This is a genomic window from Oenococcus oeni (assembly GCF_020510245.1).
GTDB classification, from domain to species: Bacteria; Bacillota; Bacilli; order Lactobacillales; family Lactobacillaceae; genus Oenococcus; species Oenococcus oeni.
In genome coordinates this window covers 578,893-593,375 of sequence record NZ_CP084701.1, presented here as the reverse complement: position 1 = coordinate 593,375, position 14,483 = coordinate 578,893, and the positions used below count along the sequence as shown (strand labels likewise).

Here is a 14,483-nt window from a genome sequence, read left to right as displayed (position 1 = left end):
TATTCTACTATTTATTATCACGTGCTTCCTTTTTAACTTTCAAAATCTTTCGTTTTGCGACTTTCGGCAGAGGCAAACGACCTAATAATTGACGGGCATAGCCAATTTCCTCATCAGTTGGTTCGTCAGAAGACTTGGAGCCATTCGGATCAAAGCTATTAATAATTTGTTGATAGAATTTTAAAACGTCGGCTCCAAATTTTTCAGCACTAATCTCTTTTAAAACCCTATCACGTTCAGGATTTTCCTTTTTAAAACTTGGATCAGAAAGATAGTTTTCAATCGCTTCAGTCATCTCTGCATTGTCATGGACAATTGTGCCAATAAATTTGGATTTCGTAATTTGGGTTAAATAAGGATTCGACATTGCGACAAAAGGACGATTGGCATTAACTGCCTCGATAAAGGTTAAGCCTTGTGATTCGGAAGTCGAAGGACTGGCAAAAACATCGGCCATCCGGTAATAGGAATAGACATCGGCATGGTCGACCATGCCGACAAACTTGACGTGTTTGTTCAGGCCAAGAGCCTTAGCATGGTCTTCCAACTCTTCTCTTGCCGGACCATCCCCGGCAATAACGAGAATTGCATTGTGAAAATCGTTAATAATATAAGACATCACATTAATAAGCTCTTCGATATTCTTTTCAAAAGCGACTCTGCCCAGTGACAAAATAACCGGTTGTCTTGGCCTTATTTTTAAGGTTTTTCTTAATTCAGCTGAATTATCAGGCATATTTTTTGAAAAACTGACACCGGTCGGAATTATCGGCATCGGGGCATCCACTCCATAACCGCGTAAAGTATCATAAACTCTTTGGCTCGGGGCAATCACTCCATTAACCGACTTCAAATAAGCGCGGACAATTACTTCAACACCACCTGCTTTGATTAATCTCCCGTTCATTACATAATGCGTATAATCTTGGTACATCGTGTGATATGTGTGCACAATCGGAATCTTCAGCTGGCGGGCAATTATTTTCCCCATCAATCCAAGACTGAATTCTGTCTGAGTATGAATAATATCGAGACGTAAGGTTCGTGCAATTTCGATCGCCTCAAAAAAACCACGAAAAGTAATCCGGCGGTCCTTAAACCCTGTATATGGAATCGAAGAAAAACGATAAATATTTTTTTCTGATCCATGCCCATAATGCGAACGTTTTACTTTTGGATCGGTTGTCGTAAAAATATAAACGTTGTGACCCAAGTTTTCCAATTGTTGGGCCAAAATTTGCGTGCTTGTGCTGACACCGGATATTTGTGGAAAATAGGTGTCGGTAAAAAGTCCAATATTCATGCTTTTATTATACTTTTAAGTAAAAAAAAAGACCCGTAGGCCCTCATTTAATTGAATTTTTGACTAAATCGATTACTTCTTGATTCGTGTCTTTATCCAAACTCTCTATTGCTAATTTTTTCATGTCCGAGAATTTTAAGTGTTTTATCAGCGAACGAGTCGGCAAAACCGATGAAGCCGACATCGAAAACTCGTCAAGGCCCAATCCCACCAGGACAGGTACGGCAACTGGATCTCCTGCCATTTCTCCACACATCGCGACAACTTTATTTTCTTTATGTGCAGCATCGATAACATTATGAACCAATCGCAAAATTGCCGGATTATATGGCTGATATAAATAAGAAACACTATCGTTCCCTCGATCAGCTGCCATCGTATATTGAATCAAATCATTAGTACCGATTGAAAAGAAATCAACCTCTTTGGCGAATTTATCAGCTAAAACAGCCGAGGCAGGAATTTCAACCATGATTCCAAGCTTTATATCGTCAGCAATCTTAGTGCCCTTAGAAAGCAATTTATCTTTTTCTTCTTCATAGATTTTCTTCGCTTGACGGAACTCAGGCAAAGTAGCGATCATAGGAAACATAATCCATAAATTCCCGTAAACCGAGGCGCGTAAAAGTGCCCTAAGTTGTGTACGGAAGATATCATCCTGTTTTAGAGAAATACGAATCGCACGATAGCCCAAAAACGGGTTATCTTCCTTCGGCAATTTCCAATAACTCAACTGTTTATCACCGCCAATATCCATCGTACGGATCGTAACTGGTTTTCCATCTACTGCCTGCAATGCGGCCTTATAAGCAGAAAATTGCTCATCTTCAGTTGGAAGATGATCTGAATCAATAAACAAAAATTCTGTCCGGAATAAACCAATTCCCTCTGCCCCACTTTCAATCACTGAATCCAAGTCTTTCGGAGAACCAATATTCGCGTTGATATCAAAGTGCTTACCATCGGCCGATTCAGTCGTTTGATTTTTAAGCTTGGCTTGTTCGCGTTTCCGAGCAAAGTATTCACCAACTTTACGAGCATATACGACTTCTTCTTCTTCGTTCGGATCGATTAAGACCTGGCCGGCTCCGCCGTCAACGATTATGTTTACGTGATTCTTGATTTCACTGATTGCATTCCCAATACCAACAACTGCCGGAATTTCCAAAGAACGAGCCATGATCGAAGCATGAGCTGTTCGTCCACCGATATCAGTAACAATTCCCTTAACAAAAGTCGGATCGAGCTGTGCGGTATCGGACGGGGTCAAATCATGAGCAACGATAATTACCTCTTCATCGATTAAAGCCGGATTTGGCAAATCAATTCCCAACAAATGGCTGGTAACTCGTTTTGCAATATCACGAATATCGGCTGCACGTTCCTGCATATAAGCGTTATCAGTCATCGTTTCGAAAGTCGCTATATAATTATCGGTCACATTTTTAAGTGCTGATTCGGCATTAATTTGTTTGTGCTCAATCTGTGCTTTAATTCCTGAAACCAATTCCGGATCGGAAAGAATCGTAATATGTGCCTGAAAAACTTCTGCTTCTTCTTTGCCAAGATTTTTTTCGGCTTTGGCTTCGATTTTCTTCAAATCGTCTTTAGAAGCGGAAAGTGCTTTGTCTAAACGACTCTCCTCTGCAGCAACATCTTTGATTTTTTCGTTATAAGGAAAAGCTAAACTTGGGTCAACCAATAAATAACTTTTAGCGATCCCAACACCATCCGATGCCGCAATTCCAGTTAATTTCTTCGTTTCAGCCATTGTATACCCCACTTGAATTTATTGATAATGAAAATTTCGACCCTTGTTTATAAAAACAAGTAACCAAAAAAATCGTTTTCAATAATCTTCGGCTTTTTAAGTCAATTAAGATTCAAATACCTAAATGCCGTCGTATCTATCATAGACTTTGAAACTGTTTTCAACAATTCCTTAGGATATTTTATCCAAAATTCAGATCAAAAGTGAACAAAGTACAAAAGAATTCCATCAGCAACAATTAACTCCGACCCACGATTCTATAGATCGAAATATTTCACCAGGTAAGCAGCCACGCCATCTTCGGTATTAAGTTTTGTCACAGCTTGGGCTGCCTCCTTAACCTCTTTGATCGCATTTCCCATTGCAACACCAATACCCGCCGATTTAATCATTGGCAAATCATTTTCCTCGTCGCCAAAAGCCATGACGTTATCAAATGTCCAACCAAAATGTTTGATTAATTGGCCAAGACCGAAACTTTTATTGACCCCCTTAGGCAAAAATTCCAACAGATTGGGCCGACTTTTAACGATTGTAAAAGTTGGGTAATCAGCGGCTTTTTCTTGAATTTTGGCAACTTGCTCAGGATCTGTTTGACTAATAAATTTGTAATAATGCTCATCGGCAGGTAAATCATGAAAACTAAGATCGGTAAAATCCATTAATTTACCTATAAAAGATTGATAACCGGATTTTCTTATATCGATAATTGAATAAGCACGGTCAATTGCGACACCATCCAATGGGAAACGCATCTGGTTGGCCAAATCGTTAATTGGTACAATATCTTCTTTCGTTAAAAATTTGCTGAAAATAATTTTCTTACTCAAATTATTTTGAATGACGCCGCCATTAAAGTTAATTGAATAATCTTCCGGCTGCTTTAATTCCAATTGATCTATAAAAGGTAGAATCCCTTTAATGGGACGGCCGGTTGTTAAAACAACTTTTAGTCCTTTATTATGTAAAAGCTTCAATACTTCCCGATTGCGACTGCTGATTTCACTATTAGCATTCAACAAAGTGTTGTCTAAATCCAATGCGATTAATTTTATTTCCAATTCCTACCTCCATTTTTTTGATAAAACAAAAGACCGTTCGCCAACCAAAACGGTCTAATTTTATATTCACTTATCCAATGCTTCGACTTGCTTTAAAACTCTTCCGGCATCCATCATTCCATAGGCAACCATATCGATTAAACCGACGGGAATTTTATTGTCGTAGGCTTTTTGGTACTTGTTTACCAAATAACGTACCTGTGGTGCAACCAAAATAACCCTTGGCTCGCTTTTAGAAGCTTTATCAAGTCCAACTGAATCAGCAGCGCACCTTCGACCGAATATGGAAGCTTGTTCATTTCAGCGTAGTCATCCATTTTTTTGGCCAGCAACGAAATAGACATTCCAGCTGCATCAACAAGTAGAACATTTTTCTTTTCTACCATGATTATCTCCCCATTTAAATTATATAACGATTAAAAGGACAAAAATAACCATAAATATTTTTTGGTCTACCCTGTTGTTTCAAAGATTGGCAGCCAAAATTGCCGATATTTTTAGTTTTACAAAATTTATTCCAATATGGTTAAAAAACCACAAAAAAACTATACCAATTTATATACCAATTTAATATTGTTCTTGACTTTTTAAAAAGATATACTTTTATTGAGGACATAAAATATGAAACTTGAAATTATTAATTCGCAAATCGAAGCTGGCCAAAAGGGCCTCCAGATTTTTAAACAAGCAATTCAACAAGGAGCACAAGTATTTGGTTTGGCAACCGGTTCTACGCCGATATCGATTTATGATGCAATCACACAATCGGATTTGGACTTCACAAAATTCATATCAATTAATCTTGACGAGTACAAAGGTCTTGCTAATAACCATCCGGAAAGTTACCACTACTTCATGAACAAATACTTTTTCTCAAAAAAGCCCTTCGCTCATTCTTACATGCCTAATGGCTTAGCTGATGATTTAAAAAGCGAAACCAAACATTATGATCAAATAATCGAAGAAAATCCGATCGACCTGCAAATTCTTGGTATTGGTCGCAACGGCCATATTGGATTCAACGAGCCGGGAACATCTTTTAATTCCCAAACACACATCGTCAATTTAACAGATAATACGATTCAAGCGAATTCGCGTTTCTTCGACTCGATTGATCAAGTACCAAAACAAGCAGTTTCAATGGGAATTGCCTCAATTATGAAAAGCAAAGAAATTTTAATTGCCGCTTACGGGAAAGAAAAGGCACAAGCAGTTAAAGAATTTATCGAAGGACCAGTCACCGAAGATGTGCCAGCTTCTATTTTGCAAAAACATCCAAAAGTCACGGTTATTCTCGATCAGGCTGCTGCTGCTCTTTTAAGCAAAAAATAAATAAAGTAAAAATAAATAAAGTCATTTTTCGCCTCGTAATTGAAAAGACCAATTATGAGGTGTTTTTAATTCAACTACCAAAAATCAACAATTTTTTAAAAAATATTTTAAAACAAGCAAATTTTTGTATAAAAAAACAACGCTGAACGTTGCTAAAATATTACAAGATTAAACTAGAGACTCGCTCTTAAGCGTACCTTCAACACCGTCAAGGGCTGCTTGTGCGTCGCCACCGTCGGCAACGATCTCGATCTTAGCACCTTTACCCGCGCCAAGACTCATTACACCCATAATCGACTTTAGATTGACTTCTTTGCCATCATACTTCAAAGTCAACTTTGAATCGAACTCTGAGGCTTTTTGAACAAGCATCGTCGCAGGACGAGCGTGTAAGCCAGAGTCAGCAGTAATCGTAAATTCTTTAGAAACCATAATTCCTCCATAACCTCTAATCTAATTTTATCAATAAACTTATATTACACAAGCGCTTACACGAAAAGCTTTCTAAACAAATTTTAGATTAAAGCTTCAAAACGCTCACTAATTATTCTACCTTTTCTTTTCGACGATAAATGATTTTTCCGCCTTTTTGTGCAAAACCTTTGATACTGGATTGAAAACTAAAATCGCTCCATGCCTTGTAGAAATCAGGAAAAGTTTCGCTCGTCACTTCGAATTGGTCAATTTCTCCGTTTCTTAATGCTTCTAGTTGTTCTTTAAAATCTTTATCCATTAGTTGCTATATCCATTCTCCTTTGCATAGGTAACTATATTTTCCTGCAATTTTCCAGCAGCAACAATCATCTCTCTAATTTTCAGATCAGAAATGGCGTCCGTATTAACACCCGCATCTTGAAGATTTTTACGACCCTGATCAACAACCTCTTGAGGAATGCTGGATGTTGTCTGATAAATTTTAGTCCATTCGCTGGCAATCGAACTGCTGGATTTGGCTGCCTCGCTGGAAGATGCCGATGCCGAATCAGCTTGTCCGGCAGTTTCAGTCTCTTCAGAGCTTTCCTTGGCAGCTTGATTCTTCTGCTCTTCGATTGCTTGACGTGCCTTTTCAATCGAGTCATTAGCACGTGACAATAGTATGTTGTAGCCATTTTTATATGATTGAATTTTTTTAAATGCGGTAATTGCGTCAGAATAATTTTTGACTTTCAAAAACTTCGACGCTTCCTGAAAACTGGAAATTTGGTTAATTTTACTTTCGATTGCTCCTTGGTTTATAACAAAGTCCAATGAATTTGTTAACGTTTTTTTTGCCTGCTTATATTTGTTTTCTTCAACCTGTTTTTTTGCAAGCGTTTTCAATTGTTGATATTTATCCGAACTATCTCTTTCTATATGCCAGGCATAAAATCCTACCCCAATAAGAAGCAAGAGGAAAATCCCAAGAAATAGTAAAAACTTTTTCATCTTATAAGAATTATAACTGAATCTTCCAGAGAAGGCCCAACAGGACGATTTGAGAATCTCTGACCATTATTGACTATTAATAAGAATGGTGTATAATTTTCTGCAAAGGTCAATAAAGGTCAAACATTGCTAATGACTCCAATGTTTGAAATTTTTCTTTATTTGACGGAGGAAAAAATGGCTGATTATAATGACGATCCCTTCGTTTTTGGTAATTTTAATGTTGATGATATTTTTCGTCAATTGAACGGCCAAATGGCAAATATGCAACAAGCAAATAACGGTTCAGCTCAGGCTCGTCCGGGAAACACCGGCGGAAATAATAATAAAAAGAAAAATGGTTTGCTCGAGCAGTTCGGCATAAACATCACGGAACAAGCACGTAAAGGCAAATTAGACCCGGTTATTGGACGCGGAAAAGAAGTTGAGCGTGTAATTGAGATTCTCAACAGACGGACAAAAAATAATCCTGTCTTGATTGGCGAACCCGGTGTTGGAAAAACGGCTGTTGTCGAAGGGCTGGCACAAGCAATCGTCGCAAAGAAAGTTCCCGATAAATTAATGAATAAGGAAGTTATCCGTTTGGATATGGTTTCCTTAGTTCAAGGGACCAGTATGCGAGGACAATTTGAAGCTAGAATGCAGCAACTAATGAAAGAAGTTGAATCACGCGACGAAGTTATCCTGTTTATTGATGAAATTCACGAAATCATGGGAGCAGGAAATGCCGAAGGCGGAATGGATGCCGGAAATATTTTAAAACCGGCCCTCGCCCGTGGCGAATTTCAGTTGATTGGCGCGACTACTTTAAAAGAATATCGAAATATTGAAAAAGACGGAGCCGTTTCTCGACGTTTTCAAGAAGTAATGGTTGAAGAACCGTCGAGAATCGAAGCAGTCGAGATTCTCAAAGGTCTCCGTCCGAAATATGAAGACTTCCACCATGTAAAGTACCCCGATGATGTATTGGAAACAGCGGTCGATCTATCAGATCGCTACATTCCAGAGCGCTTTTTGCCCGACAAAGCAATTGATTTGATCGATGAAGCGGGTTCAAGGAAAAATCTTCATCTGGAATTCGTAAGTTCTGAAGAAATTCAGCAAAAAATCAATAATGCTGAAGCAATGAAACAACAAGCAATTGAAAAAGAAGACTATGAAAAAGCCAGTTACTGGCGCGATCAGGTAGATAATCTTCAGAAGCAAAAAAAAATTGCCGAAGAAAATCCAGAAAATGTGGCTAATGCAGCAACGGTCACTGTTTCGGATATTGCCAAAATTATTGAAGAAAAGACGAAAATTCCTGTCGGCGATTTGAAGAAAAACGAGGCCTCTCAGTTAAAAGATTTGGATACTCACTTACGTGCACACGTAATTGGCCAAAACGAAGCTGTTGAACGTGTTTCCCGTGCTGTTCGTCGCAATCGGATCGGATTAACAAAGTCCGGTCGTCCAATCGGTTCTTTCCTGTTTGTCGGACCAACCGGGGTCGGAAAAACCGAAACAGCCAAACAACTTTCTAAAGAAATGTTTGGTTCTGAAGAATCCATGATTCGCTTTGATATGTCTGAATATATGGAACCACAAAGCATTTCAAAATTGATCGGTGCTCCTGCTGGATACGTCGGCTATGAAGAAGCTGGTCAATTAACCGAGCAGGTTCGTCGCCACCCATATTCACTGATTTTGCTTGATGAAATCGAGAAGGCACATCGTGATGTTATGAATATGTTCCTGCAAATTCTCGATGATGGCCGTTTAACTGATTCACAGGGCCATGTAGTTAGTTTCAAAGATACAATTGTAATCGCGACCTCCAATGCTGGAAGTGGAGATGTTGGAAATAATCCGGTTGGTTTTGCGGCTGAAACAGCCGAAGATTCGGCTGAACATCGCTTGGTTGAAAAGTTGAAGAACTACTTCAAACCAGAATTTTTGAACCGTTTTGATGCAATTGTCGAGTTTAAAGAACTTGGTAAGAGTGAATTGAGCAAAATCACCGATCTGATGCTTAATCAAATGAACTCAATGCTGGCTGATAATAATTTGCATGTCGATGTTGATAAAGCAGCCAAAGATAAACTGGTTGAATTAGGATTTAATCCGGAAATGGGCGCTCGACCACTGCGTCGTGTCGTTCAGGAACAAATTGAAGACAAGGTTGCTGATTTCTATCTTGACAATCCAAATGCTCATCAACTCAGAGCGACTCTTAATAAAGATGGCAAGATAGTATTAGTTCCGAAAAAGATAAACGCACCTGCCAAGACAGTCCCGTCTGACGTTCCTGCCACGAATCAAAAAGATAACTAAATGTTTTAAAAACACTGGCTTTAGATTAAAAAGTCAGTGTTTTTTATTTAGCTGTCCGGTGCGTTAAAATAAAGGCATCATGCAGATTATTATTGCTATCCACGTAATGTCGGTTATCGCAATTGCAGTCTCAGCAACAGCTGCTTTGATTTTGCAACCCGAAAAAGATAAAAATCTTGTTTTAACTACAAGAATTATTTATCTTCCACTTTTTGTCAGCGGACTATTGTTGGCTCTTAAAACAGCTCACAGCCAACCAATCTTAACAATTCTCAAAATAGCGGTCGCTTTAGCCTTCGTTGCTCTTCTAGAAATAAGTTTTGCCCATAAAATTAAAAAGACACCCACGAAAATCGTCTTGGCAATCTTAGCAATTCTTTTCTTTCTTGCTGCTCTACTGGGCATTATGTTAATTACTAACGAAAATTCCTAATCAAATTGAAAATGTGCATAAAAAAAGCTCGGTAAATTCCGGGCTTTTTTTATTTACTTCACTTATCAGAAATAGCAGCAATGCCAGGAAGAGTTTTACCTTCCAGATATTCAAGACTAGCTCCACCACCTGTAGAAATGTGAGTAAATTGATCAGCAATTCCAAGTTGAGAAACTGCGGCAGTTGAATCACCACCACCAACAATTGTTGCCGCTCCTTCAGAAGTTAGGGATCCAATAAACTTTCCTAATTCCAAAGTTCCGTTAGCGAAATTACTCATTTCAAAGACACCCATCGGACCGTTCCAAACAACTGTCTTGGCCCCTTTTAGGGTATTTTTGAATTTCTCGATCGTTTTTGGTCCAATATCAAGACCCATCCAACCATCAGGAATACCGTTTTCAAAAACCTTTGTTGGAACATCGTTTGCAAAGCTTTCAGCTGCAACCGAATCCTCAGGCAAAACGAGCTTGTCACCTGCTTCTTTCATAATTTCTTTGGCCAAAGAGACTTTATCGGCTTCAAACAAAGAATTACCAATCTTCACGCCCTTGGCGTTGGAAAAAGTGTAACTCATCCCACCACCAACAATAACTTTGTCGGCTTTTGACAACAAATTTTTGATAACTTCGATTTTATCAGAAACTTTGGCGCCTCCTAAGACAGCCACGAATGGACGCTTTGGATTATTAACAGCCTCATCCAAATACTTGATTTCTTTTTCCATTAGAAATCCAGCAGCAGTTTTCGAAACATTCGAGGCAATGCCAACATTCGACGCATGGGAACGATGTGCTGTTCCAAAAGCATCGTTGACAAACAAATCATCCCCCAAATCAGCCCAATATTTACCTAATTCAGGGTCGTTGCCGGATTCGCGTTTAACGTACTCGCCATTGGCGTCGACGTCCTCATAGCGTGTATTTTCAACCATTAATACCTGGCCGTCTTTTAATTTGTCGATAGCATCTTCGAGCTCTTTCCCCTCGGTTTTTCCAGGGAAAACAACTTCTTGATTAAGCAAATCGCTCAGATGCTTGGCCACCGGGGCCAAACTCAAGCCTGGCTTGTCCTCAGCCTTCTTAATACGACCGAGATGGCTAAAAAGAATAGCCTTTCCACCCTGTTCAAGAACATATTTAATCGTTGGCAAAGCAGCAACAACACGGTTGTCATTGCCAATAACGCCATCCTTAATCGGTACGTTGAAATCAACCCGCATCAAAACTTTTTTGCCTTTTAAGTCAAGGTCTTTTACAGTTAATTTTGTCATTTAGCCTCCTAACAAATTTCCAATATACTTCTACTATTATAGTGTAAAAACTCACAATTCAGAAACTTTTACAGCTGTTCCATAAGCGACAACACTCATTATTCCATTAGCTTCGTTAGAATCAAAACGCATCATAGTAACTGCGTTGGCGCCAATTTTATCAGCATTGTTTTTCAAACGTTCAATCGCTTCTAAACGAGCCTGGTCTTGCAATTGAGTCCATGTAACGACTTCTCCGCCAACAAGCGTTTTTAATCCGGCACCAAAGGTTCGGACAAGATTTCGGCTTCGTGTCGTCAAACCGAAAACTTCCCCAAAAGTTTTATCGATCCTATATCCAGCGATATTTTCAGTTGTACAAACAATCATAAATCCCCCTAATTTAAAAACCGGTTTTAACCGGTTTTTAAATTAATCTGTATAACCTGGTTTGCCAAGAATTTTAAACATATTTGTTTTATAAATTTCAACACCGGGCTGATCAAATGGATTAATACCATCCAAGTAACCGGAAACCGCAACAGCAGCCTCAAAGAAATAAATTAGGTTACCCAAATTAAATTCATCGAGATCATCCAACTGCAAAAGAATGTTTGGAACGCCAGCCGAAGTGTGGGCTTGTGCAGTAGCTGTAAGTGCGGCTTCATTGACCTCTTTCATCGGCTTATTTAAAATATAGTCAAGATTATCAGTATTATCATCAGCTGATGGAACAACGCGATCGCTAATCGGCTTGGTAATATCCAAAATCGTTTCGAATAGAATTTTCTTACCATCTTGAATGTACTGGCCGATAGAATGCAAATCAGTCGAGAAAATCGCTGAGGTTGGATAAATGCCCTTATTGTCTTTTCCTTCAGACTCAGCCATCAATTGTTTCCACCATTCAAATAAGAACCTGAACTGTGGTTCATAACCAACAATCGTCTCGACATCAAAACCTTTTCGGTACAAAATGTTTCGATAGATTGCATAAAGAATCGATGCTTTGTTTAGAATATCTTCGTCTTTGGCAAATTCTTCCTGGGCTGCCTTGGCGCCATCCATCAACTTCTGAATGTTGATTCCAGCAACGGCAATTGGTAAAAGACCAACAGCGCTTAATACTGAGTATCTTCCACCTATACCATCAGGAACAACGAAACGCTCATAGCCATTTTCTTTTGCAACGTTCAAAAGGGCACCTTTATGAGCATCAGTTGTCGCGAAAATTCGTTTGCTGGCTTCTTCCTTGCCATACTTTTTTTCAATTAAGCTCTTAAAAGTACGGAAAGCAATCGCAGGCTCGGTTGTGGTTCCCGATTTGGAAATAATATTAATCGAAAAATCACGGTTGCCAATCAAATCGATTACATCATCAACATAGCGACCAGAAGCGGAAGTACCAACGAAATATACTTCAGGAAGACCTTCTTTATTTGCCTTTTCGTTATGGAATTCGGACTTTAAGAACTCAATTACTGCTCGAGCGCCGAGATAAGAACCGCCAATTCCAATCACGACCAAGACTTTAGAATCAGACTTAATTTCATCAGCGACCTTTAAAATCCGAGCAAACTCTTCTTTATCGTAGTCGCTTGGCAAAGTCAGCCAATCCTCCATCTCATTACCAACGCCAGTACGGGCAAGCAATGTGTCACGGACAAAACCGGCCGTTGGTTTTAGCAATTCAACCTCGGAATCGGCAACAAAATCTTTTAAGTAATCTTTTTTGAAAGTAACCTTCATGTTTTCAATATCCTCACTGTACAGTTACGGATTTTGCTAAGTTACGCGGATGATCAACATCCAAGTTCCGACCCAAAGAAGTATAATAAGCCAAAAGTTGAATTGGAATAGCTTCCAAGATCGGACCAAACATCTCCATTTCGCCTGTTAACGCAGGCAAAATAATATCATCATCCTTAGTGGCGAGATTCTTCGTAACAATCGTGACTGCTTTGGCTCCACGAGCCATTGTCTCTTCGAGATTGGAACGAGTCAATCCGGCCATTTTAGATTGCGATATTAAACCAATTACAGGAGTCGCTTGTTCAATCAGAGAAATTGTTCCGTGTTTTAATTCTCCGGCCGCAAAACCCTCAACTAAAGTATAGGATATTTCTTTAAGTTTTAGTGCAGCTTCTAAAGTAGAATCAGCATCGGCGCCTCGACCGATATAAAAAGTACGATTGGCATTGACCAAATATTTATCGGCAATCTGCTTAATTTTTTCTTTACCATCGATTTCCGCTTGAAGATCAATCGCAAGCCGGCTTAGTTCTTCTTGCAATTCCGAGTGTCCACCGGCAATGGCGGCGGCCAAAATGACTTGTGTCATAATCTGCGCTGTATATGCTTTAGTTGAAGCAACAGCGATTTCCGGACCAGCCAATATTGGTAAAGCAAAATCCGATTCGCGCGTTAATGTTGAATTCATTACATTGGAAATCGTCAAACTTGGATATGATTCTTTTTGAACAAAATCAAGTACCTGAATACTATCAGCTGTTTCACCAGACTGACTAATAAAAATAAAAAAGGGTTTTTTTGAAATAATTGGCCGATCGTAGGCAAATTCGGAAGCGATATGAGTTTCGGTCGGAATCCCAGCCCACTTTTCAAAGAAACGTCGACCGATTAAACCGGCATGATAGCTGGTACCGGCAGCAACAATATAAAGGCGGTCGGATTGCTTAATTGCTTGAATAATTTTTTCATTGATATGAGGAAGGCCGTTAACAAAATAATGTTCAATCAGTGTTCGAGTGACAATCGCCTGCTCATCAATCTCTTTTAACATAAAGAAGGGATATGCTCCCTTATCGGCAGCGGTTGGATCAATGTCCAAATGAAAAGGCTGACGAGTATAGTTATTACCTTCTGCATCATATAACTGCACATCATTTTTAGACACAACGGCGATCTCGCCATCACGTAATTCTATAAAATCTTTTGTCAGGTCCAAAGCAGCCGGAGCATCGGATGCAACAACATTACCAGTTTCAGAAATCCCAATTAATAGAGGACTTTTAGTCTTAGCAGTATAAAGTAAATCGGGTTGTTTTGTATCCATCAACAAAAAGGCATATGAAGAATTATCATCAAGGAGATTAATCATTTTCCGAAAAGCTGCAAGTGTATCCAAGCCTTGACTGGCAAATTTACCAACTAACTGAACGGCAACCTCGGTGTCTGTTTGGGATTTAAACTCAACATCAGATAGGTAATCAGCTTTTAGCTGCTTATAATTTTCAATCACGCCATTATGAACTAAATAATAACGTCCATCGGCACTAACATGGGGATGAGCGTTTTCAATACTTGGCTGCCCATGGGTCGCCCAACGTGTATGCGCAATTCCTGATTTACCCTGCATATCATATTCTTTGACCTTTTTTTCAAGATCCTTAACCCGACCTTTTTCTTTTACAAGTACATCACGATTGTCATCTGTATGTACATAAACGCCAGCCGAATCATAACCACGATATTCCAATTTTTCTAGGCCATTCAACAGAAATGGCAGGGCGTTATTAACACCAGTATATCCAACGATTCCACACATATATATCTACTCCTAAATATAAATT

15 protein-coding genes are annotated in these 14,483 nt (G+C 39.1%); 3 read left to right on the top strand and 12 right to left on the bottom strand.

Going from position 1 to position 14,483, the window contains the following annotated elements:
- Positions 1–7: 7 nt before the first annotated feature.
- From J3U91_RS03100 to J3U91_RS03080, 5 genes are all read right to left on the bottom strand, one after another.
- Positions 8–1,303 carry a glycosyltransferase family 4 protein gene (locus tag J3U91_RS03100; RefSeq protein ID WP_002818511.1) on the bottom strand — a complete coding sequence of 432 codons (1,296 nt, stop codon included), beginning with the start codon at positions 1,301–1,303 and terminating at the stop codon, positions 8–10.
- A 43-nt stretch (positions 1,304–1,346) separates the two neighbouring features.
- Positions 1,347–3,074, bottom strand: coding sequence for a phosphoenolpyruvate--protein phosphotransferase (ptsP, locus tag J3U91_RS03095; protein ID WP_002818510.1), 1,728 nt, complete (start codon positions 3,072–3,074; stop codon positions 1,347–1,349).
- Positions 3,075–3,331: 257 nt separating this feature from the next.
- The gene (locus tag J3U91_RS03090) at positions 3,332–4,135 is read right to left on the bottom strand and encodes a Cof-type HAD-IIB family hydrolase (RefSeq protein WP_002818509.1); all 804 of its coding nucleotides are present in this window, start codon (positions 4,133–4,135) and stop codon (positions 3,332–3,334) included.
- A 66-nt stretch (positions 4,136–4,201) separates the two neighbouring features.
- A complete protein-coding gene (locus J3U91_RS03085; RefSeq protein WP_189311648.1) occupies positions 4,202–4,348 on the bottom strand; it encodes a hypothetical protein in 147 nt (48 codons plus the stop codon).
- Positions 4,318–4,521, bottom strand: a complete 204-nt coding sequence (locus J3U91_RS03080) for a PTS sugar transporter subunit IIB (RefSeq protein ID WP_002818507.1) — start codon at positions 4,519–4,521, stop codon at positions 4,318–4,320. Before J3U91_RS03080 ends, J3U91_RS03085 begins: the two co-directional genes overlap by 31 nt.
- Positions 4,522–4,756: 235 nt before the next feature.
- Here J3U91_RS03080 and nagB point away from each other — a divergent pair, with 235 nt between their 5' ends.
- The gene (gene nagB, locus J3U91_RS03075; RefSeq protein ID WP_002818506.1) at positions 4,757–5,467 is read left to right on the top strand and encodes a glucosamine-6-phosphate deaminase; all 711 of its coding nucleotides are present in this window, start codon (positions 4,757–4,759) and stop codon (positions 5,465–5,467) included.
- A 168-nt stretch (positions 5,468–5,635) separates the two neighbouring features.
- Here the strand turns inward: nagB and J3U91_RS03070 are convergent, their stop codons facing one another.
- The 3 genes from J3U91_RS03070 to J3U91_RS03060 all read right to left on the bottom strand — a co-directional run bounded on the left by J3U91_RS03070 (position 5,636) and on the right by J3U91_RS03060 (position 6,892).
- Positions 5,636–5,899: a phosphocarrier protein HPr gene (locus tag J3U91_RS03070; protein WP_002816503.1), complete on the bottom strand. Its 264-nt coding sequence runs from the start codon at positions 5,897–5,899 to the stop codon at positions 5,636–5,638.
- 112 nt (positions 5,900–6,011) lie between these two features.
- Positions 6,012–6,200, bottom strand: coding sequence for a hypothetical protein (locus J3U91_RS03065; RefSeq protein ID WP_002818505.1), 189 nt, complete (start codon positions 6,198–6,200; stop codon positions 6,012–6,014).
- Complete coding sequence (locus J3U91_RS03060; RefSeq protein WP_002818504.1) at positions 6,200–6,892, bottom strand: hypothetical protein; 693 nt, start codon at positions 6,890–6,892, stop codon at positions 6,200–6,202. Before J3U91_RS03060 ends, J3U91_RS03065 begins: the two co-directional genes overlap by 1 nt.
- A 132-nt stretch (positions 6,893–7,024) precedes the next feature.
- Here J3U91_RS03060 and J3U91_RS03055 point away from each other — a divergent pair, with 132 nt between their 5' ends.
- Positions 7,025–9,205 (top strand): ATP-dependent Clp protease ATP-binding subunit, encoded by a 2,181-nt coding sequence (locus J3U91_RS03055; RefSeq protein ID WP_002818501.1) that lies wholly within the window; start codon positions 7,025–7,027, stop codon positions 9,203–9,205.
- 79 nt (positions 9,206–9,284) lie between these two features.
- Positions 9,285–9,638 (top strand): DUF1516 family protein, encoded by a 354-nt coding sequence (locus tag J3U91_RS03050; RefSeq protein WP_002818500.1) that lies wholly within the window; start codon positions 9,285–9,287, stop codon positions 9,636–9,638.
- 58 nt (positions 9,639–9,696) lie between these two features.
- On the opposite strand, the gene J3U91_RS03045 is transcribed toward J3U91_RS03050, so the two are convergent.
- Genes J3U91_RS03045 through glmS form a run of 4 tightly spaced genes read right to left on the bottom strand, consistent with a single transcriptional unit; the run spans position 9,697 to position 14,458 of the window.
- On the bottom strand, positions 9,697–10,911 hold the full coding sequence (locus J3U91_RS03045; RefSeq protein WP_002818499.1) for a phosphoglycerate kinase: 1,215 nt from the start codon (positions 10,909–10,911) through the stop codon (positions 9,697–9,699).
- Between the two features lie 51 nt (positions 10,912–10,962).
- Positions 10,963–11,280, bottom strand: a complete 318-nt coding sequence (locus J3U91_RS03040) for a heavy metal-binding domain-containing protein (protein WP_002816510.1) — start codon at positions 11,278–11,280, stop codon at positions 10,963–10,965.
- Between the two features lie 42 nt (positions 11,281–11,322).
- A complete protein-coding gene (locus J3U91_RS03035; RefSeq protein ID WP_002818496.1) occupies positions 11,323–12,639 on the bottom strand; it encodes a glucose-6-phosphate isomerase in 1,317 nt (438 codons plus the stop codon).
- A gap of 13 nt (positions 12,640–12,652) precedes the next feature.
- The gene (gene glmS / locus J3U91_RS03030) at positions 12,653–14,458 is read right to left on the bottom strand and encodes a glutamine--fructose-6-phosphate transaminase (isomerizing) (RefSeq protein ID WP_002818495.1); all 1,806 of its coding nucleotides are present in this window, start codon (positions 14,456–14,458) and stop codon (positions 12,653–12,655) included.
- Positions 14,459–14,483: the final 25 nt, after the last annotated feature.

Excerpts from the sequence above, each read along its gene's own strand:
- nagB (WP_002818506.1), top strand. The coding sequence starts at position 4,757 with ATGAAACTTGAAATTATTAATTCGCAAATCGAAGCTGGCCAAAAGGGC.
- J3U91_RS03065 (WP_002818505.1), bottom strand. The coding sequence starts at position 6,200 with ATGGATAAAGATTTTAAAGAACAACTAGAAGCATTAAGAAACGGAGAA.
- J3U91_RS03050 (WP_002818500.1), top strand. The coding sequence starts at position 9,285 with ATGCAGATTATTATTGCTATCCACGTAATGTCGGTTATCGCAATTGCA.
- J3U91_RS03080 (WP_002818507.1), bottom strand. The coding sequence starts at position 4,521 with ATGGTAGAAAAGAAAAATGTTCTACTTGTTGATGCAGCTGGAATGTCT.
- J3U91_RS03060 (WP_002818504.1), bottom strand. The coding sequence starts at position 6,892 with ATGAAAAAGTTTTTACTATTTCTTGGGATTTTCCTCTTGCTTCTTATT.
- J3U91_RS03070 (WP_002816503.1), bottom strand. The coding sequence starts at position 5,899 with ATGGTTTCTAAAGAATTTACGATTACTGCTGACTCTGGCTTACACGCT.
- J3U91_RS03045 (WP_002818499.1), bottom strand. The coding sequence starts at position 10,911 with ATGACAAAATTAACTGTAAAAGACCTTGACTTAAAAGGCAAAAAAGTT.
- ptsP (WP_002818510.1), bottom strand. The coding sequence starts at position 3,074 with ATGGCTGAAACGAAGAAATTAACTGGAATTGCGGCATCGGATGGTGTT.
- glmS (WP_002818495.1), bottom strand. The coding sequence starts at position 14,458 with ATGTGTGGAATCGTTGGATATACTGGTGTTAATAACGCCCTGCCATTT.
- J3U91_RS03035 (WP_002818496.1), bottom strand. The coding sequence starts at position 12,639 with ATGAAGGTTACTTTCAAAAAAGATTACTTAAAAGATTTTGTTGCCGAT.
- J3U91_RS03100 (WP_002818511.1), bottom strand. The coding sequence starts at position 1,303 with ATGAATATTGGACTTTTTACCGACACCTATTTTCCACAAATATCCGGT.
- J3U91_RS03055 (WP_002818501.1), top strand. The coding sequence starts at position 7,025 with ATGACTCCAATGTTTGAAATTTTTCTTTATTTGACGGAGGAAAAAATG.
- J3U91_RS03040 (WP_002816510.1), bottom strand. The coding sequence starts at position 11,280 with ATGATTGTTTGTACAACTGAAAATATCGCTGGATATAGGATCGATAAA.